The sequence below is a fragment of the Marinobacter sediminum genome, assembly GCF_016820575.1.
Taxonomy (GTDB): domain Bacteria; phylum Pseudomonadota; class Gammaproteobacteria; order Pseudomonadales; family Oleiphilaceae; genus Marinobacter; species Marinobacter sediminum.
On the sequence record NZ_JAEMQH010000001.1, the window covers coordinates 33,329 to 54,739 of the forward strand.

The 21,411-nt window shown below is 59.5% G+C and carries 14 protein-coding genes, 1 tRNA gene and 1 pseudogene; 10 read left to right on the plus strand and 6 right to left on the minus strand.

What is annotated here, in order from left to right:
• Window positions 1–101: 101 nt before the first annotated feature.
• On the plus strand, window positions 102–719 hold the full coding sequence (gene plsY / locus FGO67_RS00160) for a glycerol-3-phosphate 1-O-acyltransferase PlsY (protein ID WP_203298736.1): 618 nt from the start codon (window positions 102–104) through the stop codon (window positions 717–719).
• Window positions 720–751: 32 nt separating this feature from the next.
• On the opposite strand, the gene tsaD is transcribed toward plsY, so the two are convergent.
• Window positions 752–1,807, minus strand: coding sequence for a tRNA (adenosine(37)-N6)-threonylcarbamoyltransferase complex transferase subunit TsaD (tsaD, locus tag FGO67_RS00165; protein WP_203298737.1), 1,056 nt, complete (start codon window positions 1,805–1,807; stop codon window positions 752–754).
• 237 nt (window positions 1,808–2,044) lie between these two features.
• Here tsaD and rpsU point away from each other — a divergent pair, with 237 nt between their 5' ends.
• The 4 genes from rpsU to FGO67_RS00185 all read left to right on the plus strand — a co-directional run bounded on the left by rpsU (window position 2,045) and on the right by FGO67_RS00185 (window position 6,282).
• Entirely contained in the window at window positions 2,045–2,260 is a 216-nt protein-coding gene (rpsU, locus tag FGO67_RS00170) for a 30S ribosomal protein S21 (protein ID WP_007153483.1), read from the plus strand.
• 153 nt (window positions 2,261–2,413) lie between these two features.
• Window positions 2,414–4,141, plus strand: a complete 1,728-nt coding sequence (gene dnaG / locus FGO67_RS00175) for a DNA primase (protein WP_203298738.1) — start codon at window positions 2,414–2,416, stop codon at window positions 4,139–4,141.
• Between the two features lie 119 nt (window positions 4,142–4,260).
• Window positions 4,261–6,108, plus strand: a complete 1,848-nt coding sequence (rpoD, locus tag FGO67_RS00180; protein ID WP_203298739.1) for an RNA polymerase sigma factor RpoD — start codon at window positions 4,261–4,263, stop codon at window positions 6,106–6,108.
• 97 nt (window positions 6,109–6,205) lie between these two features.
• A tRNA-Ile gene (locus FGO67_RS00185) sits at window positions 6,206–6,282 on the plus strand.
• Between the two features lie 122 nt (window positions 6,283–6,404).
• On the opposite strand, the pseudogene FGO67_RS17320 reads toward FGO67_RS00185, so the two are convergent.
• Window positions 6,405–6,497 (minus strand): annotated as a pseudogene (locus FGO67_RS17320) (PEP-CTERM sorting domain-containing protein); the annotation flags it as partial.
• Between the two features lie 1,054 nt (window positions 6,498–7,551).
• Between FGO67_RS17320 and aupA the strand changes: the two are divergent.
• The 4 genes from aupA (at window position 7,552) to FGO67_RS00210 (ending at window position 15,153) form a co-directional block, all read left to right on the plus strand.
• Window positions 7,552–8,889 carry an alkane uptake protein AupA gene (gene aupA / locus FGO67_RS00195; protein WP_203298741.1) on the plus strand — a complete coding sequence of 446 codons (1,338 nt, stop codon included), beginning with the start codon at window positions 7,552–7,554 and terminating at the stop codon, window positions 8,887–8,889.
• A 60-nt stretch (window positions 8,890–8,949) separates the two neighbouring features.
• A complete protein-coding gene (locus FGO67_RS00200) occupies window positions 8,950–12,219 on the plus strand; it encodes an Ig-like domain-containing domain (RefSeq protein ID WP_203298742.1) in 3,270 nt (1,089 codons plus the stop codon).
• A 155-nt stretch (window positions 12,220–12,374) separates the two neighbouring features.
• Complete coding sequence (locus tag FGO67_RS00205) at window positions 12,375–14,669, plus strand: molybdopterin-dependent oxidoreductase (RefSeq protein ID WP_203298743.1); 2,295 nt, start codon at window positions 12,375–12,377, stop codon at window positions 14,667–14,669.
• Window positions 14,670–14,688: 19 nt separating this feature from the next.
• Window positions 14,689–15,153 (plus strand): DUF2489 domain-containing protein, encoded by a 465-nt coding sequence (locus tag FGO67_RS00210; protein ID WP_203298744.1) that lies wholly within the window; start codon window positions 14,689–14,691, stop codon window positions 15,151–15,153.
• A 331-nt stretch (window positions 15,154–15,484) separates the two neighbouring features.
• Here FGO67_RS00210 and FGO67_RS00215 read toward each other — a convergent pair whose 3' ends face one another.
• The 3 genes from FGO67_RS00215 to FGO67_RS00225 all read right to left on the minus strand — a co-directional run bounded on the left by FGO67_RS00215 (window position 15,485) and on the right by FGO67_RS00225 (window position 19,984).
• Entirely contained in the window at window positions 15,485–16,849 is a 1,365-nt protein-coding gene (locus FGO67_RS00215; RefSeq protein WP_203298745.1) for an HDOD domain-containing protein, read from the minus strand.
• Between the two features lie 92 nt (window positions 16,850–16,941).
• Window positions 16,942–19,017 carry an ATP-dependent DNA helicase RecG gene (gene recG, locus FGO67_RS00220; RefSeq protein ID WP_203298746.1) on the minus strand — a complete coding sequence of 692 codons (2,076 nt, stop codon included), beginning with the start codon at window positions 19,015–19,017 and terminating at the stop codon, window positions 16,942–16,944.
• 7 nt (window positions 19,018–19,024) lie between these two features.
• Complete coding sequence (locus FGO67_RS00225) at window positions 19,025–19,984, minus strand: hydrogen peroxide-inducible genes activator (RefSeq protein WP_203298747.1); 960 nt, start codon at window positions 19,982–19,984, stop codon at window positions 19,025–19,027.
• Window positions 19,985–20,060: 76 nt separating this feature from the next.
• Between FGO67_RS00225 and FGO67_RS00230 the strand changes: the two genes are divergently transcribed.
• A complete protein-coding gene (locus FGO67_RS00230) occupies window positions 20,061–20,927 on the plus strand; it encodes an NAD-dependent epimerase/dehydratase family protein (RefSeq protein WP_203298748.1) in 867 nt (288 codons plus the stop codon).
• A gap of 73 nt (window positions 20,928–21,000) precedes the next feature.
• Here the strand turns inward: FGO67_RS00230 and FGO67_RS00235 are convergent, their stop codons facing one another.
• The gene (locus FGO67_RS00235; protein WP_041340926.1) at window positions 21,001–21,387 is read right to left on the minus strand and encodes a RidA family protein; all 387 of its coding nucleotides are present in this window, start codon (window positions 21,385–21,387) and stop codon (window positions 21,001–21,003) included.
• Window positions 21,388–21,411: the final 24 nt, after the last annotated feature.

The following is a 21,411-nucleotide window of genomic DNA, read 5'->3' on the forward strand; positions in this document are numbered from 1 at the left end:
AACGCACAACCAACGGATACTGTGATAACGCTGGCCTGTTTTACTGGGTCGGCATTTTCGCATACTACACCCTGAGACGTCTCCGCCTTCGAGCCGACACCATGAGCCTCCCTTCCGCACTCGCCACCACACTGTCCAGCGACCCGGTTGTCACCGTTCTGCTCTGCTTTGCCGCCTACCTGGCCGGCTCGGTGCTGTTTGCGCTGCCGGTGTGCCGACTGTGGGCGCTGCCCGATCCACGGGCACAGGGTTCTGGCAATCCTGGTGCCACCAATGTATACCGCACCGGCGGCTGGGGGCCTGCCCTGATAACACTGGCACTGGATGCAGCCAAAGGCTGGCTCCCCGTCTGGCTGGCCCACAATCTGGGGCTGTCGGTGATGGCGCAAGCCATAGTGGCACTGTGTGCCGTTACCGGACACATGATTCCCGTGTTCTACCGCTTCAAGGGTGGCAAAGGCGTGGCGACTGCACTGGGCGCAGGCCTGGCCCTAGCGCCGATAACCACCTCGCTGATGGCAGCCATCTGGCTGCTGGTGATTTGGCGCTGTCGCATCTCGGCACTGGCGTCGCTAATCGCCATCGTCTCCGGTCCGATCATCAGCGCCCTGATCGAACCCGACACCCTGGCCTTGTTTGGCTTGCTGGCGCTGCTGATCGTGGTTCGGCACCGGAATAACCTGATCAGGCTGGCTCAGGGCCGGGAAGCCGGTCTTTAACGCGTCAATTGCCCGCCAGCACAAGGCGTGGGCTAATCCACCAAACCGGCTGAGCGCGGCTCAGTAATGGCCGGCAGGGTGTTCATCGGCCAGCGCGGTACCGCAACAATCTTCTCACCATCCCGCTGCCCTGCCCGCAAGCGCTGGGCGCCGGCATAGGCAATCATGGCCCCGTTATCGGTGCAGAATTCCGGCCGGGCGTAGAACACCCCAGCCTGCAGCTTGGCGGTCATGGCTTCCAGGGCGGCGCGCAAGCGCTTGTTGGCGCTGACACCACCAGCAATGACCAGACGCTTGCAGCCGGTCTGCTCAAGGGCTCGCCGACACTTGATGGTCAGGGTCTCAACCACGGCGGTTTCGAACGCCAGGGCGATGTCGGCGCGGGTCTGGTCATCGAGACCGTCCGCATCCCGGGCTGCACTGACGGTATTCAGGGTAAAGGTCTTCAAACCACTGAAACTGAAATCCAGGCCGGGGCGGTCGGTCATCGGGCGCGGGAATCGATAGCGGCCCGGCGTTCCTTTCTCAGCCAGTGCCGCAACCCGCGGCCCGCCGGGGTAATCCAGCCCGAGCATCTTGGCGGCTTTATCGAAAGCCTCGCCGGCGGCGTCATCCACGGACTCACCCAGCATTTGGTAAGCACCAATACCATCTACCCGGACCAACTGGGTGTGACCACCCGACACCAGCAACGCGACAAACGGAAAGGCGGGCGGATTGTCCTCCAGCATTGGCGCCAGCAGATGACCCTCCATGTGATGCACACCCAGAACTGGCACCCCCAGGGCAAACCCCAAAGAGTGAGCAACCGAGCCACCAACCATCAGCGCACCGACCAAGCCCGGCCCGGCCGTGTAGGCAATGCCTTCCAGGTCCGCCCGAACCTTGCCGGCCTGGGCCAACACCTGATCGCACAACGGCAGCAGCTTGCGCACATGGTCACGCGATGCCAACTCAGGCACCACGCCGCCGTAATCGGCGTGCATGTCGATCTGACTGAACAGGGCGTGCGCCAACAGCCCCTGCTCGCTGTCGAACAGGGCCACGCCGGTTTCATCACAGGAAGTTTCAATACCGAGAATCAGCATAATATCCGGGCCACGTTAATAGGCATGTGTGGAAAACGCCGCATTTTAGCAGAAACCCGAAACGCCCTGTCAGATTCATCTGAACAATCATTGACCTTGCCATAACCCAGGCGCTATCATTGCCGCCCTAAAATATGCACTGGTCGAGTTTTAGCCAATCTGACCAGGGATCGAACCGGTCTGGCGCTGCCAGGCGGATTACATTGAAACCGAATCTATCAGGTAGGTGATTTCCGAATGCCAGCTGTTAAAGTGAAAGAGAATGAACCGTTTGACGTAGCACTGCGTCGCTTCAAGCGTTCCTGCGAAAAAGCGGGTGTACTTTCTGAAGTACGTCGTCGCGAGCACTACGAGAAGCCGACCGCTGTTCGTAAGCGCAAAGCAGCCGCTGCCGTTAAGCGTCATCTCAAGAAGCTTCAGCGGGAACAGCGCAAGTTCGAGCGTCTGTACTAAGTTATATCGACGCCGCTTGACTGCAAAGCACTGATTGCCTGTTCAGCCGCAGGCTGCACAGAGCGACTTCAAAAATGCCGCCGAGGCCTGGCTTCGGCGGCATTTTTGGCTATGGCTGAACCCGACACAAGTCCCGGTTGATCTGGAGTCTCCATGAGTGGACTGATCCCTCAACGTTTTGTTGAAGACCTGCTTGATCGTCTCGATCTGGCAGAGCTGATCGGTTCTCGCATCACTCTCAAGAAAGCCGGCGCGAATTACAAGGCGTGCTGCCCGTTTCACGATGAAAAGACGCCGTCCTTCAACGTGCGTCCGGACAAGGGCTTTTACCACTGCTTCGGCTGTGGCGCCCATGGCGATGCCATCAGTTTCATTCGCGAATTCGAGGGCATAGGCTTCACCGAAGCCGTTGAAGAACTGGCCAAGCGGGCCGGCCTGGAGGTGCCTTACGACAAGGCCGCCAAGCAGGAGATCCAGCAGGCCCGAACGCTGACCGATGCGCTCGATTTTGCCAGCCGGTTCTATCAGTCCGCACTGACCAGCCAGCAAGGCGCCTACGCCCGGGATTACCTGCAACAGCGGGGCCTGGACGACGCCATCGTGCAGCAGTACCAGATTGGTTACGCGCCTTCGGCCGGGACTGCCCTGTTCGACGCCGCCAGCAAGGACCTGAAAGGCCCTTTGGTGGAAACCGGCACGGTCTCCGACAAGTACGGACGGCCCCGGGATCTGTTCCGCAATCGGGTCATGTTCCCGATCCGCAACAGCCGGGGCAAAACCATTGCCTTTGGTGGTCGGACCCTGGGTGACGACAAGGCCAAGTACATCAACTCTCCGGAGTCTGATGTCTTTCACAAGAGCCGGGAAATATACGGCCTGTTCGAAGCCAAACAGGCGATACGGCAACTGGACAAGCTGCTGGTTGTTGAAGGCTACATGGATGTCATTGCCCTGGCCCAGCACGGCATTCACTACGCCGTCGCAACGCTGGGCACGGCAACCAACCAGGACAGCCTGACCGCCCTGCTCCGGCAGGTGCGGCACATTGTGTTCTGTTTCGACGGCGACCAGGCCGGGTTCCGTGCCGCTGACCGCGCCATGGACAACGCGCTTGAGCTGATGGCCGACGGCATGCATCTGCAATTCCTGATGCTGCCTCAGGGCGAGGATCCGGACACGCTGGTGCGCAAGGAAGGCCCGGAGGCGTTCCAGGCACGAATTGACGGTGCCACTCCACTGTCCCGCTATCTGTTCGACCGGCAGAGTGAGGGTCTGGACCTGCAGCTTCCGGAACATCGGGGCGAGTTAAGGGCCCGGGTAGAGCCGCTGCTGAACAAGATGCCGAAGAGCACCCTGCGGGATGCCATGTGGCACGAGATGCTCCGGCTGTGCGGCGGCCGCAATCAGTGGCAAAGCCGGCCGAAAAATCAGGGCGGAAACTGGAAAGACGGTCGACGGGATCGGGTTACCGAAGAGCGCATCGACGTAAAACTCAGCAAAGACAGCATCTTGTGCCTGGCCTTGCTGGAAGCGCCGGAAATGGCCACCGAAGTGGTCGAGCTGTCGCGGAGTTCGCGCCAGTTTACCCAGGCCCGCAACTTCGCCAGCTGGATTCTCGATCAGGAAGTCCGAGATCGGAAATCACTGGTGCGCTGCCTGGCCCTTGATGGCCAGGCCCGAGATCGCTTTTTCCATCTTTTCGATGGCATTGAGCACATTCCGGCCAGGGAGAGCACGCTGGAGGCGGCACGGGAACTGCTGAGCCCGAACGAAGAATCATCGCGACAACAGCGGCTTGCGGCTCTGTTGCGCAATTTCTCGAACCTCACAGCCGAGGAACGCAAAGAATTACGAACCCTGAGTAGTGGCACTCAGGAGTAACAGGACTTGAAACTAGACGCATTGATCACCATCTAACCATTCGGTGGCAGTGCGACCGAGCGACAGCTATAATGGCTGTTTCACTTTTTTCCTTCTCAAAGCGAGTTCACAGGGTGTCTATGTCAGGCAATTCGCAAAAATCACGTTTAAAAGACCTCATTGCACGAGGCAAGGAACAAGGTTACCTGACTTACGCCGAGGTAAACGACCACCTCCCGGAAGACATTGCCGATCCGGATCAGGTCGAAGACATCATTCGCATGATCAACGACATGGGTATCCAGGTAACCGAAGAAACACCGGATGCCGATACTCTGCTGATGACCGAAGGCGACTCCACTGCGGACGAAGCCGCTGCCGCCGAAGCCGCAGCCGCGCTCGCTGCAGTTGAAACCGATGCTGGCCGCACCACCGATCCAGTGCGCATGTACATGCGTGAGATGGGTACCGTAGAACTGCTGACCCGTGAAGGCGAAATTGTTATCGCCAAGCGCATCGAGGAAGGCATTCGTGACGTCATGGCGGCCGTTGCCCACTTCCCGGGCACCGCGGGCACCGTGATTCAGGCGTACAACCGCATTATCGAAAACGAAGGCCGCATCAGCGACATCGTCACCGGTTTCCTGGATCCCGACGACGCTGAGCCGTTCATGGGCGAGGAAACCCCGGCCGCCAGCACTGACACTTCCAGCGCTTCATCCGACGATGACGATGATGACGAGGAAGAAACCGAAAGCGGCCCGGATCCTGAAGAGACCCGGCTGCGTTTCGAACTGCTGACCGAAAAACTGGAAGCAGCCGACAAGGCGCTGGCCAAGCACGGTCGTGGTGACAAGAAAACCCAGGAAGCACTGAACGAACTGGGCCAAGTATTTGCCCCGTTCAAGCTGGCCAACAAAGCCTTCGACGAGCTGGTCAACGTGGTCCGTTCCACCAACGTGCTGGTGCGCGAGAACGAACGCGCCATCATGCAAATCTGTGTCCGCGACTGCAAAATGCCACGGAAGGACTTCATCAAGTCCTTCCCGGGTAACGAAACCAATCTGGACTGGGCCGAAAAGATTGGCCGGAGCAAGAAGCCGTACGCCGCGCCCATGTCAGAGCGCATTGACGAGATCGTTCGCCTGCAGAAGCGCATCCAGAACGTTCAGACCGAAGTAGATCTGGACGTGGCCGACGTCAAGGAAATCAACCGTCGCGTTTCCATCGGTGAAGCCAAGGCCCGCCGCGCCAAGAAGGAAATGGTTGAGGCCAACCTGCGACTGGTTATCTCCATCGCCAAGAAGTACACCAACCGCGGCCTGCAGTTCCTGGACTTGATCCAGGAGGGCAACATCGGCCTGATGAAGGCCGTCGACAAGTTCGAATACCGTCGTGGTTACAAATTCTCGACCTATGCCACCTGGTGGATTCGTCAGGCCATCACCCGCTCCATCGCGGACCAGGCTCGCACCATCCGTATTCCGGTGCACATGATCGAGACCATCAACAAGCTCAACCGGATCTCCCGCCAGATGCTGCAGGAGATGGGCCGCGAGCCCACGCCGGAAGAGCTGGGTGAGCGCATGGAGATGCCGGAAGACAAGATCCGCAAGGTCCTGAAGATCGCCAAAGAGCCGATCTCCATGGAAACCCCGATCGGTGATGATGAAGACAGCCATCTGGGCGACTTTATCGAGGACATCCAGGCACTGTCTCCGGTGGACTCCGCGACGGCCGAAGGTCTGCGTGAAGCCACCCGTTCGGTACTGGCCGGCCTGACCGCGCGTGAGTCCAAGGTACTGCGTATGCGTTTCGGTATTGAAATGAATACCGACCACACCCTGGAAGAAGTCGGCAAGCAGTTCGACGTTACCCGGGAACGCATTCGTCAGATCGAAGCCAAGGCTCTGCGCAAACTGCGCCATCCGTCCCGCTCCGATCACCTGCGTGGCTTTATCGATGATCAGGGCAATCCTCAGGGATAAGGCTCACAACAGTAGCGGGCGCCTCACCTCACCGGTATAATGGCGCCCGCTCTGTTTCCCCTCCCGGAAACACCTTTTAAAACAGCAAGTAGTGTACGGGCCTATAGCTCAGTTGGTTAGAGCAGGGGACTCATAATCCCTTGGTCGCTGGTTCGAGTCCAGCTGGGCCCACCATCCTCTTCTTAGCACTCACTTCTTTTGCGATACTTGGCTGTTTGTTTTCGCCTCGGCGCTTTGATAACGCTCTAATGCAAAAAAGCCCCGGTATAACCGGGGCTTTTTCACTCATTAACATATCACGCTTTTTTGAATCGCCGCCTGCATCCCAACGCCGCCAAGCCCAGCCCCATAATGGCCAGCGTACCAGGCTCGGGTACCTCAACCGCGCGCCCAATGGGGGCTATGTGACTGATGGTATACCCGTCTCTCGGCAAGTTGAAGCCGGCAGCAAGCACCGACGTATCGATAACCGCCCAGTTCAGATTAGTCGTGTTTTCGAACAACCCGTACCACTGCGCATTCTTGATAAAGAAATACTCTGTCGGGCTCGACAACTCAAACGCAATCACCGAAGAGCTGCCGTTTACCTTCCCATACGACTGGGATTCAACCTTATTACCCTCTTCATAGGTAGTTGGCGCTTTACCCAGGCTCGCTAGAAGGTTGTTAATCCAACACAGCTCAGTTCTGGGGCTGTTTCCACGGCCGCAAGTACCTGTAGGGCTAGAGTTCAAGTTACTGGTTTGTCCCAGCAATGCATCGGCACTCCCAACATCCTGCAGACCTACCAGGTACGCCGACGCTGGGCCTACCCAAGCGAGAGATGCCGCCATCACCAACGATTTTGTTAACGCCTTCATTCTATTTACTCCCCTAGCAGGGATGATCCAATTCAACTATTCCCCCTGTCGATATCACAGGCCCTGACCGCGAATCATCGCAACACCATCAAGAACTTGCCCTGTGCTTATACTCGCTTCTCAAAAGAGGCATAACATAGGCCAAAAAAGAACTAACACAGCAACTTCAACATGATAATCATCGGCGAAGGAACAGCCTCGCGTATCAGTGTAAAAATCTTCGACACATCACGTTGGAATGGCATGGCAAAAGATTGAAATGCTCGTCACCAGAGACCATCAGAAAACGGAACGATAGCTCAGATTCCGTCCGACAAAGCGCTGGCACCACCCTGGTTGAGCGGCTTTGGCACTGTTGGCAACGAATTTGTCCTCCCCTCCCTCGCTTAAATCCCTGTATTTTTTAGATTTAGTCCGACAATCTGGCAATTATGGTTGTGCAGACACAAACCTTTGTCAAAAAAGCCAACGCCCTCATCAGAAAAGCCTCATAAACTACCCCTGATAATAAAAAAGGAATAACCGTGTTCCATGATTGGTCACGGCTCGAGAACAAAAAACAACGAAATAATGGAGTGTATCAATGCCTTCCACCTCCCGATCTTCAGTACGGGCGATGTCTCTGGCCGTTGCGACGCTGTCCTCTGGCCTTTCCCTGTCTGCCGCTGCCAGCATGGGCAATCTCGGCACTACCTATGGTGTCATGCCGGTCGACGTTGCGACGGCGCAATCCCTGTCCATGTTTAATGACCAGGTCTCGGCCACTTACTACAACCCGGCCTACCTCACCAAGGACGCCCGGGGTGAACTGACCACCGGCATCCTGCACGCCGAGCAGGAGTTGCGGTCGGCCAATCCGAACGCCAACAGCGACGTCCTTTCGAACTCACCCAGCCAGCACGTGCTGATTGGCATGAAGACCAACCTTGGCTCGCTGACCCGCTCCAAGCATCCGATCTACCTCGGTTTTATCGCCGGCGTCGAGAAGTACGGCAAGGAGATGCTGGCCTTCCGCTCGGAGACCACTGAAAGCGGACAGTTCCTGCAGTATGGCAAGGAGCCTCTGTTCCTGAACATTGGTGGCGCCACCCCAATCTGGCGGGGCATCTCCGCTGGAGCGTCGGTACGAATTACCCTGGAGGCTGCGGCTAACCTCGAGGCAGTCTCAACCCTGGGCGGTGAAACCAGCCGGGAACGGCTGGGCGTTAATGCGGAGCCGTCCCTGAAAACCATCCTCGGCACCAGCATGGACTTGGGGAGCACCTTCTGCCCCGACTCTGAGTGTTTCCTGGATGGCTGGGAAACAGCTCTGACCTACCGCACCAAGTCGGCTGCGTCCACCGCCGTCGACTCCAACATCATCGTGACCCAGACCATTCCCGACCCGGGTCTAAGCCTGGCAGTCTCCACCATTGACTCATTCCAGCCGGAAACCATTGGCATCGGGGCTCAGTACCGGACGGAAAACTGGCGAGTCGGCGGCTCTATTGAGCAGCAGAACTGGTCTGAGCTCGAGGATGAATTCGCCTCTGACACCATCAAGGATCAGGAGTCTCAATCACCGGGCGATCGCATCCAGTTCGACGACATTCTTATCCCCCGCCTTGGTGCGGAATACCAGTTGAACAAGAACTTTGCAGTGCGGGCCGGCGTTGCCTACGAGGAATCGCCCCTCAAGACCACGCGCAACCCCGAGCTCAACTACCTCGATACCGACAAGATCGTGCTCGGGCTGGGCCTGAGCGCCACCTACGATCGCACCCGGCTGCTCGCCTACCCGGTTCGACTCGATGTTGGCTATCAGTATCAGCAGCTTCAGGAGCGGGACTTCACCCTGGTGGATTACGACGGCAACGAGACCGACGTGACCGCCGACGGCGATGTTCATGTCATTAGCGGCTCCATCACCCTGAAGTTCTGAGCGCCTGACCTCTTCAGCCTCTGAATTCCTGAGCATCCAGCTTTGAGGAGAAGTTCTGCCATGAAATACAACAAGACTCTGGCACTGATACCCGCGCTTCTGCTCGCCGCCTGTGGCGGCGACGAACAGAGTGTGACCAAGACCACTCCGGGCTCGGTGGTCTACTCCTACCCGGCTGATGGCCAGACCGGCATCAGCCCGGCTGCAGACATTGTGGTCCGGTTTTCCCACGCTATTACCGATACCGAAGCCGACCTGAAGGACAAGATCCGTGTCACAGACGGCACCACCCTGGTGGATTTCACCGTCACCAAGGTGGATGGCGGACACAGTCTTAAACTGACGCCGGCAACGGCCCTGAGTACCGGAACCAACTACTCGGTAACATTCCAGGATCCGCTTCTGGCCGAGGAAGCCAGAACCATCAGCACACCCAACGCCCAGGGCGCTGAAGGCATTCAGTTTTCTACCCGTGGCGGTTTTACCGGAATCGCCAGCCTGGACAACAGCGCCGGCGATTTTGCAGTAGCGGAGATGGTCCCGGCTCCGAATAGCGAATTCCAGCCGATGAACTTCTCCACTTTCCGGCTGACACTGACCCACCCGGTGCATCCGAACTGGCAGGCCATGGGCGGCCAGATCCTCCTGGAAGATTCAGCTGGTGAGCCCGTGCCCGCCACCGTGCTGGTGGATGGCCGCCGCATAACCGTCGACCCCTGCACCGTCGAAGCCCAGGAACTCTGCGGCACCAAGGACGATGCCCTTACCGCCGGCCAAAGCTACACGCTCCGGATACAGGCTCTGCCGAGCCACACCACCGGCGGAACCCTGGATTTCAGCAAGCAGTTTACCGCCCGCGAAACCGGCCCGACCGTAGTTCTGTTCCAGGAAGTGATTGACTCAGGCTTGCTCGCCGGCACAGGTGAATCCGGCGCCCGCAAATCCCGGCTCAACGGCCAGATTATCAATGGAGTCACCCTGAACTCGGTCCTCCAGGGCGTTGCCGGGCCGTCCCAGCAAACTGGCGGGCTGTTCGCCGAACTGGCCTACGCGCCATCCTTTGACGCCGATGAACCCCTGCCCCTGCGTGTGCCGAAAGGCAGCGTGCTCACCAGCAGCAGCCTGGATGTAAAGATCAATGGCAGTGTGCCGGTGATCAACCCCAGAACCGGTCAGATGCAAACCACCGGCGACATCAAGGTCACCATGCTCTCTGACGCCACCGGTTACCTGAGCCCGAACCCGTACACCGACGATCTCAATGCGCCACGTCACGTTAAGCTGTTTATGGATGTCTCCATGAACACCGAGGAAGCACAGCCCAATGCCTCCCTGTCCCAGGACCTGCTCGGGGTCGAATTGAGCGGCATTGCCATTGTGCAGGATGGAGTCCTCACCATTGATGCCATCGGCGTGGTCGAACCTGAGCTGCTGGGCCAGGAGTACACCGACTCCACCATCGCCTTCCGGATCGAGGCAGCCACCGATGCCGACTCGGCACTCGATGCCGAAGAACTGTATGAACCCGACAGCACCATCCCACAGCTGGTCAGCTGGATGCCAGGCCCGACGGACGCCATTCCGGCCACCCGACAGTCAATGCAGCGACCCGGCGACCCGGTGATCCTTAATTTCGATGAACCGCTGGATGCCAGCACGATTCCCAAGGGCATCACCCTGATTGAGGGCGGCACACCGTTGGCCACTGACCAGCTCGAAACCAAGCTGGACGGTACCGCTGTGGTGATCAACCCCAAGGGTGGGCTCAAGCACGGCGTCGACTACAGCGTTCAAATCGATTCCAGCCTGACTGACCTGGCCGGTAATAGTGCCACATCCCAAGCCCTCGCATTCCGCCTACCGGAACTCGGCGACGGCTCTGTGTTTACGGTATCTCCGATCGCCCTGACCACCTACCCGGGCTACCCCTGTGCCACCACCGGTGTCGATCTGAACGCAGGAAACCACGGTCAGTGTTTGGACGACGCACCCAATGGTCCCCGCGGGGATACCCTGCCAGTCACCAGCCTGCCGGCTGACCGGCCCATTGTGGTGGTGTTCTCCCAATCGATGGATCTCGACTCGATCCGGGCCGGTGAAACCTTCCAGGTCGAGCAAGTGGCGGCTGACGGCAGCAGCCTAGGCGCCGTCAGCGGGCGGCTGGAGAAGAACAACCAGCGCATTCGCTTCTTCCCTGATCAGCCCTGGGAATCCGGAGCTTTCTATCGCTATACCCTGGCGTCGTCCACCGCCAGGAATGACTGCGCCAACGCGATCTGCTCGGAATCTGGGAACCCGCTGCAAACGGATCTGCTGGTCGATCCCGGTGACGAACGCGATGAGCCGTCAAACGTCGACATCGGTGGTCCCGACCTGGCTATTTACTTTGAAGGGGCGGACCCCGTTCAAACGGTATTCACCCCACTGCGTAATCTGCCCATCCGCGATGTGAACTCGAATTATGTCGTCGACTGCCCCACCCCGGGTGGCACCGCCTGTCTTGAGCCGTTCGATCATGAAAGCGATGGCAATGGCGGATACAAACCCTCCGCCAATTCCGCGGCATTGGCGGTACAAGGTCAAACGGCGAAGGTTTTGGGCGCAAACGCTGGCGCCAGTGTCGGCTGCAACGACGGTGACGTGTGTCCGGAAGCCAAGTTCATCTACCAGACCTACGGCCTGAACACCGAAGTCACCGGACCCGCAGTAGATGAGGACACCGGCAAACAGGGAGTCGGGGTTTTGCTGTACCCCACCATGCTCGCCACTACTTCAGCGACGGTGGTGCTCGACGGCTTGGGCGATCAGGTCACCGGCCCCCAGATCTTGCGCATGCGCTATACCAAAGACGATCCAACCTGCGAGGAGAACTGTGCCCGAAGCGGCCTCATTCCGGGCATTATTATCGAGGGCGACGATGGCCGGCCAGTATTCAAGACCACCGCCGAGCTAACCCTGGATGCGCCCAACCTGCAAGTGCCGCTGGAAGGCGTGCTGCAACACAACCTTTATGCCTACCCGTTCACGCTTGAGCTGGCTGGGCCGATTACCTTCTTTGATGACGGACGCATGCAGATCGAGCAGCGCAATACCAACGTGCCGGAAATCGAGGTACTGGTCACCACCGAGGATGCCATCACGAATGCGGTTATCGATTTCACCTCCTGTCTTGGTGGCCTGCTGACCGGTAATACTGACGCCTGCGGCGCTCTTTTCGATCAGACCGCGAAATCCACCGGAGCCGTTCAGATCCCGCTGCAGATTCCGGAACAAGGGGTCTATCTCAACTTTATCTCCAACCCGGTAAAGGAAATTCCTGCCCAGCAGTAACTTCAGGCCTTTACCCTTTCAGGCCAGCCTTCGCGGCTGGCCTTTTTTGTGGCCAATGCTGGCCGGGCGGCTTTTCCCATCCCCGGGCTTTCCTGCTAATCTCGATTCAACCCCAAGCACTACAACAACAAGATCCCGCCAAAAGAGAGCGCTCCATGGACAACGCTACCCATTACCGCACCTGCCACCTGTGCGAGGCCATGTGCGGCGTCGCCATTGAAGTGACTGACGGAAAGATCAGCTCGATCAAGGGCGACGAAGACGACCCGTTGAGTCAGGGCTACATCTGCCCCAAGGCGGTGGCCTTGCAGGATCTCCACAACGATCCCGACCGGTTGCGCAAGCCCGTGCGCCGCACGGACACCGGCTGGCACGAAATGGAATGGGACGAAGCCTTCGACCTGGTAGCCCGGAAGCTACACCAGACCCGCTCCGAATTCGGCCGCAACAGCATCGGCGTCTACCTGGGCAACCCCAATGTTCACAACCACGGCTCTCTGGTCGCTACCATGCCGTTCCTTCGCGCCATCGGCAGCCAAAACCGGTTCTCGGCCACGTCCAATGATCAGTTACCGCACATGCTGGCCAGTCTGGAAATGTTCGGGCACCAGATCCTGTTCCCGATTCCGGATATCGACCACACTGATCTATTGATCTGCGTTGGCGCCAACCCCATGGCCTCCAATGGCAGCCTGATGACGGTCCCGGATTTCCGGGGGCGGATCAAGCGGCTGCATGAGCGCAGCGGCCGGCTTATCGTGATCGACCCACGACGCACCGAAACTGCCAAGTTGGCCGATGAATTCCATTTTATCCGGCCGGGCAGCGACGCCTTGTTGCTGATGGCCATGGTGAACACTCTGTTTGCCGAAGGCCTGGTCGAGCTGGGGCCGGCTGAACGTCTGGCCAAAGATGCTGACCTATTGCGCCTGGCGGCATTGGCGTTCACCCCGGAAGCGGTCAGCGACCACACCGGCATCACCGCCGAGGCCATCCGCCAGCTCACCCGCCAACTGGCCAGCACCCCAAAAGCCGCCCTGTATAGCCGGATGGGCACCAGCACCCAGCGCTTTGGTGGCCTGGCGACCTGGCTGACCTATTGCCTGAACATCCTCACCGGCAAACTCGACACACCCGGAGCCATGCTGTTTACCCAGCCTGCCATTGACCTGGTGACTCTGGGCGCCCTGGCCGGGCAAAGTGGTCATTTCGGCACCCGCCACAGCCGGGTAAAAGGCCTGCCGGAGTTTGGCGGTGAGTACCCGGCCAGCACCATGGCCGATGAAATTCTAACCCCCGGCGAGGGCCAGGTCCGCGCATTCGTAACCGTGGCCGGCAACCCGGTGCTGTCCAGCCCCAACGGCACCCGGCTGGAAAAAGCCTTTTCCGGGCTCGATTTCATGGTGTCGGTGGATTACTACCTGAACGAGACCACGCGCCATGCCGATGTTATCCTGCCGCCGACCGCGGCCCTGGAACGCAGCCACTACGATCTGATTTTCAGCATGTTCGCAGTACGGAACGTCGCAAAATACAGCGAGCCCCTGTTTGACGCCGGCCCGGACAGCCGCCACGACTGGCAAATCCTGCTGGAGCTGGCGCACCGGCTCGAAAAACACCGGAACGGCGGCCGCCTGCCCTTGCGCTCGGAACTGGGTTGGCGCACCTTCAAGCAGATCGGGCCGGACCCGATTCTGGACCTGTTGCTCCGATCCGGGCCCTATGGCACCGATGGTGGCCGTGTCCGCGGCCTGGTGCAGCCGGCGGTGGACCTGATTCTCGACATATTGCCCGAGCGCCATCCCGTGCGTGCGCTTACCAAACTCAGCCCGCTGAACCGCAACTGGCAGGCGTTGCCAAAGGGCTTGTCGCTGGCAGCACTGCGTGAGATTCCCAACGGCGTGGACCTGGGCCCGCTGCGACCGTCCCTGCCCGACCGGCTGTTTACCCGGGACGGCATGATTCATCTTGCACCACGGCGCTACCTCAATGATATCGAGCGCCTGCACCGGTTCCTGCAGGAGCCGGTCAACACCGAGTTGCTGCTGATCGGGCGCCGCCATGTACGCAGCAACAACTCCTGGATGCATAACAGCCAGCGTCTGGTTAAAGGCAAGGACCGCTGCACACTGATGATTAATCCCAGGGACGCCACCCGGTTGGGCCTGCTGGCAGGCAATTCGACGCAGATCAGCACGGACACCGGCACCATCGTTCTACCGGTGGAGATCACCGAAGATCTGATGCCCGGCGTGGTATCAATTCCCCACGGCTGGGGCCACGATCGCTCCGGCACCGGGCAAACAGTAGCCACTGAGCACGCCGGGGCCAGCATCAATGACGTGCTCAGCGATGAGCAGATTGATCCGCTGGTGGGCACCTCCGTATTGAATGGTCAGGTCGTAACTGTCAAAGTCTGGCGGCCTGATCGGCAACGCAAACAAGCCTAACCCGGACGAGGAGACGAGAATGCCCCAGTGGCTGCAATGGACCCTGATTATTGTCGGCGTGATTGCCATCGCCTTGCTGTTGGTATTTATCCGACGCCAGACCAATACCCTTTCTGAAGGCCGACGCCGCCAGGAAAAGGCCGAGGCGTTCAATCAGAAGCGACGCGAAGACATGATCTCCAGTATTCAGGTGATTGCCATGGCCGTGGAATCGGACCAGGTTGAGTATTCCGAGGCGTGTCTGCGCCTGAAGGGCTTGCTGGATCACGTGGCGCCAGAACTGCTGGAGCAGCCGCCGTTCTCCGTATTCCAGAACGTGTACGAAAAGCTGAAACACATGCCGACGCATCAGGCCCGGCAAGACACCGATACCCGCTTTGTGGAAAAGTTGGACAAGGAGCGGTTCGAGGTGGAAAAGGCTCATGCCGAAGAGATCAAGCGAGCCGCGACCGCCATTCGCCACCACCCGTTCGACGCCAGCTGAACGCCAGGCCGACGCCCGAGCCGCACTCGCCAAACTTTGTAATTTTTTGTAAATTTCGAGCTGAGTGCGACCGGTTGTTTCGTCATCGAATCAACCGGTTAAGTGCCTCGAAAACTGTGCCCCCCCTTCTCAACTTACCCAAAACACCGCCGATGACTTTTCTTTTCGGCTGCTTTGACTAAATTGAAAACAAGGGCGCTGCCTTAATCTGCGACGGCAAGGGCTCTTTGTTGTTTTCTCCTGATAAGTTTGGACGACTCTGCAACAAGCGGGTGAGCTTGCCGGCCTTAGGGCCGGCTCTTTTTTGGCGGGGAAAAGGGAAGGCAGTAACTCAGGGGCTCATCATCCCGGCCATGGCCATGATGCTGTCCTTACTGCTGACCAGCTCATCAAATTGTGCCTCGACCGCATCCCGATCCAGCCCCAATTCGTCATAGAATGATTGCGGCACTGCTTCACCCGCGCCCAGCGCGACACCGCGAGCGGTCAGCAGCTGGCGCCCGAGCCAGAGCAGCTTGGCATAGACCTGACAATCGCCATCGTAAGCCGGATTCTTCTGGAAACGGATGGCCAGCGTGACCTCATCGGGCATACCCCAGTTCTCCATCAGCTGGGCCGCCATCTGTTCCCGGGTAATGCCCAGCAGGTAATGCTCGGTCACCGACGAATCAATGCCCGGGTTTACCTCCAGCGAGCGACACACCAGCTTGAAGTGAGGTGGAAACACATGGGCCAGCACCAGGTGACCAAAGTTGTGCAGCAACCCGGCCAGGTAGGCCAGACCAAAATACGGCCGCTGCCCTCTCGGCATCATGCTGGCCAGCACCCCGGCTGATTGGGCCTGCCAGATCGCCTGCTGCCAGTAGTCCACGTAGCCTTCCGGGTGATCTTGGGGCTGTTTCAGCGCGCGGCCCAGAGATAGTCCCATGGCCAGGTTCATCACCAGGTCGAAGCCCAGCACTCGGGACACCGCATCATGCACCGAACGAACCTGCCCTGCGGCCGCGTAAAACGAGGACGAGGCCCAGCTGACCACTTGCGCCGCCAGACTGGGATCGCTTTCAACGATGTCCACCAGGTCGCCCATGACGGCATTCGGGTTCACTCGCAGGTGAATGATTCGCTGTGCGGTCTCCGGCAATGGCGGCAGTTCAAGGGTGTCTTCCAGGCGCTGTTGGATGCGTACGCTGGTAAACTTCTTGAGTGCGGTGTGCAGCTGCTCCCGGTCCCGCTCGCTGTCATCAAGATTAACCTCGATGGATTGCGGGTCCATGGTGAAACTCCAGCGCTCGGCTTTACTGGTCAACGCCCGAAAGTCGGCACCGGGCATGACCATCGCAAGATCGTGTTCCTCTAACTCGAGGGCAACAGCGGACATGTCGTCAACCCGGCTGTCGACCACGGTCGGCCAGCCGGTGAGAGATGGCAGGGCCGGCAGTTCCTTTAAGCCGGCCCGCTCACGGACCCGCACCTGTTCGCGGCGTTTCATAACCCGGAAATCGCGACCGAGACGCTTGTTCAGTGCTTCCAGGTCGATCAGATCGTGCTTCCGGCAAATCACCTGGAGGTTACCTGCCGAGTCGCTCAGCAAAGCCATGCGCAGGAGTTCCTCTCCGTTCGCCTGGCTTGCGTTGCGCAGCGACACGCCCGAAGCGGAAGCCCCAAGTGCCTGCTGGACTGCGACAGGTAATTCCATAGTGTTTGCTCCTGATTGTTGCTAAAGGCCGACACGCGGCCCTTTCCTTGAAAAGTCTGAGTCAGTATAGGGCAAGAGGGCAAGGCGCGCGGTCACACATCGCCATAGCGAAGTTTTTCGCCCAGCCACCGCCGGATCAGGGCGTCGACCCGCTGCCGGTCGCCCATCAATGCCGGCGCCATTTCCCGCACCGGCTCAATCCAGCCCTTATCCCGTTCAAAGTCCGCCAGCCGGAACTGCATCATGCCGGTCTGTCTGGTCCCCAACACCTCTCCCGGGCCTCTAATCTCGAGATCCTTTTCGGCAATGACGAATCCGTCCTGACTGTCCCGCAGCGCCTGCAGTCTCGCTTTACCGTTATTGGACAGGGGTGGGTGGTACATCAACACACAATAGCTGGCCTGTTCACCTCGCCCTACTCGCCCCCGTAACTGGTGCAGCTGTGCCAGGCCAAGGCGTTCCGGGTTTTCAATAATGATCAAAGAGGCGTTCGGAACATCGACGCCAACCTCGATAACCGTGGTTGCCACCAGCAGATCCAGCTCGCCATTCTTGAACTGTTCCATCACCGCGGCTTTTTCCACCGCTTTCAGGCGACCATGGACCAGCCCCACCTTGAGATCTGGCAGCCGCTCCGTCAACTCCTGCGCGGTCACTTCCGCGGCCTGACATTGCAAGGCCTCAGATTCCTCAATCAGGGTGCATACCCAATAGGCCTGGCGCCCCTCGTTGCAGGCACTGCGAACACGACCGATAACGTCTTCCCGACGGCTATCGGGGATGACGATGGTCTCGATGGGCTTGCGCCCGGGCGGCAGCTCGTCGATCACCGACGTATCCAGATCGGCGTAGGCGCTCATGGCAAGGGTTCTGGGAATGGGGGTCGCGGTCATGATCAGCTGGTGTGGCGCAAGCGAGCCGCCGACACCTTTCTCCCGCAACGCCAGACGCTGATGCACCCCGAATCGGTGCTGTTCATCAACAATGACCAATGCCAGACGATCAAATGCCACGTCGTTCTGGAACAGCGCGTGGGTGCCAATCACCACTGTAGCCGCTCCCGACCGGACTGCTTCCAACGCCTGCTGTCGCGCCTTGCCTTTTACCTTGCCAGACAGCCACGCCAGCTCGATACCCAGTGGCTCAAGCCAGCCGCGGAAGTTCTGGTAATGCTGTTCAGCGAGGATTTCAGTCGGCGCCATCAGCGCCACCTGGGCACCCGCGGCAATCGCCTGCAGAGCCGCCAACGCGGCCACCACGGTTTTACCGGAACCAACATCGCCCTGGACCAGTCGCAACATCGGCAGCGGCTGGCTCAGATCCTGACGAATGTCGGTCATGACGTGGCGCTGGGCCCCGGTCAACTGGAATGGCAGGGAGTCGAGAAATTGATCGGGTAAATCGCCGGTGGGTAACAGCGGTAGCGCTTCCCGGGTCTGGATTTGTTCCCGCACCTGGAGCAGGCTGAGCTGATGCGCCAGCAACTCCTCCATCACTAGCCGCTGCTGAGCCGGATGCCGGCCTTCCATCAACAGATGGACCGGCGCGTCGGCAGGAGGCGAGTGCACCAGCTGAACCGCCTCGCCGATGCCCGGCAATTGATAATCTGCCAGCAGTGACGAGGGCAACCAGTCCCGAATCGGATAACGCTGCAGATAACCCAGCGCCTGCTGGCACAGTGCCCGCACTCGGGGCTGCTGGATGCCCTCGGTAAGGGGATAGACCGGCGTCAGCGTGGCCTGACCTTCCGCCGGCATCGGCGGTGGATCAACCTGGTATTCGGGATGGTAGAACTCGTAACCGGCACGGCCCGGACGAACTTCACCGAAGCAGCGTACCCGCGCGCCCTGGGACAGCTGGCTTTTCTGGGCGGCGTTGAAGTGGAAAAACCGCATGACCAGGAAACCGCTGTTGTCCTTGAGGGTAACCTGCAGACTGCGGCGACGCCCCATCACCAGATCGGCCTTCATGACCTCACCTTCCACCACGGCCACGTCGCCAATCCTGAGATTGCCCATGGCCACCACCCGGGTGCGGTCCTCGTACCGATGCGGTAGATGGAACAGCAGATCCTGAAGCGAGGAAATACCCAGCTTGCCTAACTTTTCGGCCAGGGCGCTGCCTACGCCCTTGAGCTGGGTAACCGAGATGTCATCCAGCGACGTCATGCAGGACTCAGGCGCTCTCGGCCACGGCCGGTGTATCAGTCTTGGCTTTTTCGATGACCCGGCACTGGCTGGCCGCCAGCGACAGCATGTCGATAGCCTTGGGACGCGGGAAAGTCACCCGCCAGGCCAACGCAACCGTGCGGAAGGGTACCGGCGGGGCAAACCGCCGCACCGCCAGGATGTCTTCGTGGTATTGCATGGCCGTCGCCGCCGACAGTGGCAGTACCGTAATACCCAGCCCCGAGGCCACCATGTGACGAATGGTTTCCAGCGAACTGCCCTCGGTCACCAGCGCCGGCGAGTCGACATCCACACGGCGGGTTACGGCCTCGACCAGGGGCGGACAGGATTCCAGCACCTGATCCCGGAAACAGTGACCCGGCCCAAGCAACAGCAACTGCTCCTTGGCCAGCTCTTCGGCGGTCAGCTCATCCTTCTTGGCCAGCGGGTGCCCGGCCGGCAGCAGTACCACGAAGGGCTCGTCGTAAAGTGGCAGGGTCAGCACTTCGGGTTCTTCGAACGGCAGCGCTATGATGATGGCGTCCAGCTCCGACTGGCGCAGCTTCTGCCGCAGCGTGGCAGTGTAGTTCTCTTCAATGTACAGAGGCATCTGCGGTGCCGCGCGCCGCAATTCTGGCAGGAGATGAGGGAACAGGTAGGGACCGATGGTGTAGATAGCCCCTACCTTCAGCGCGGAATTCAGCTGATTCTTACCGTCCTGGGCCATGTCCTTGATCACCCCGACCTGGTCCAGAACCCGCTGCGCCTGCTCGATGATCCGCTGCCCGGTTTCGGTGACCCGGATACTGCTTTTACTGCGCTCGAACAGCGGAATACCCAGCTCGTCTTCGAGCTTCTTAACGGCCACACTCAGTGTCGGCTGGCTGACATGGCAGCGCTCGGCCGCACGGCCAAAATGCCTTTCGCGGGCAAGCGTAACGACGTATCGTAACTCGGTGAGAGTCATGGTGAGCTCCGGTCAGGTGGATACGGGGCAATAGTTCATTAATTTATGGGTTCAAGCATAAGGATTGAGATTGTCTATGGCAATGACTGAACGCTCCAACACGCCCCGGATTCTGGTGGCCGGCTGTGGCAAACTCGGGGGCGCCATTGCCAGCCTGCTCAGCGACTCGGCAACCGTATTCGGATTGCGCCGAAATCCGGCCCAGGTTCCGGCCGGTGTCCACGGCGTTAAAGCCGACCTGATGGCGCCGGAGTCCCTCAAACAGGCCGTGCCGGACGGCCTCGACGTCATTATCTACTGCCTGACCCCCGCCAGCTACGACGAACAGGGCTACCGGGATGCTTACGTCAACGGGCTTGCAAACCTGCTGGACGTGGTTAAAAGCCAGCCTTTGACGCGCCTCGTGTTTATCAGCAGCACCAGCGTCTACTCCCAGGATGATGACAGCTGGGTGGACGAAACCAGCCCGGCACAGCCCGCTCGCTTCAGCGGTGAACAGATTCTGGCGGGTGAGCGCACGGCCCTGGACAGCGGACACCCGGCAACCATTGTGCGGTTCAGCGGTATATACGGCCCCACCCGGCAAAGGTTTCTGGACGAGGTTATCGCCGGGCGGATGGCGCCCAAGAAACCCGCGCCGTTCACCAACCGCATCCATGAAGACGACGCCGCCCGAGTGGTTCAGCATCTGGCGCTCAAGGCACTGGCCGGCGAGCTATTGGAGCCTCTCTATGTTGCCAGCGACAGCGAACCGGTGCGATTGGATGAGGTGGTGGAATGGGTACAGGCGCACACCGACTGTGCATCACCGGTCGACGACGCCCGCACCGGCGGACGCGCAGGCAGCAAGCGGTGCCGCAATCAGCGCCTGCTGGAGAGCGGTTTCGAGTTCCAGTTCCCGGACTTTCGGGCCGGCTACCGAGCCATGATCGCCGGACGGTAGCCGAGCCACAGCCACAAAAAAGGCGGCCGAAGCCGCCTTTTTCTCACTGATTCCGAGGGCCTGGCCCAAGGCTTCAGGTCAGTACCATTACCGCTTCCATCTCAACCGGCACCCCTTTGGGCAGCGCTGAAACACCAACGGCAGCGCGGGCCGGGTACGGCTCCTCAAAGTAGGTCGCCATGATCTCATTGACGGTGGCAAAGTTTTCGAGGTCCGTCATGTAGATGTTGAGCTTGACGATGTCCTTCAGCTCGCCGCCGGCCGCTTCACAGACCGCTTTGAGATTCTCGAACACCTGTCGAGTCTTGGCAGCAAAATCCCCGGCAACCACTTCCATGGTTTCCGGCACCAGCGGAATCTGACCAGACAGGTAGACCGTGTCACCGGCTTTTACTGCCTGCGAGTAGGTACCAATCGCCTGCGGGGCGTTTTCAGTCTGGATAACGGATTTGTTGGTCATGACTTGGGTATTCCTCTCTTCCAA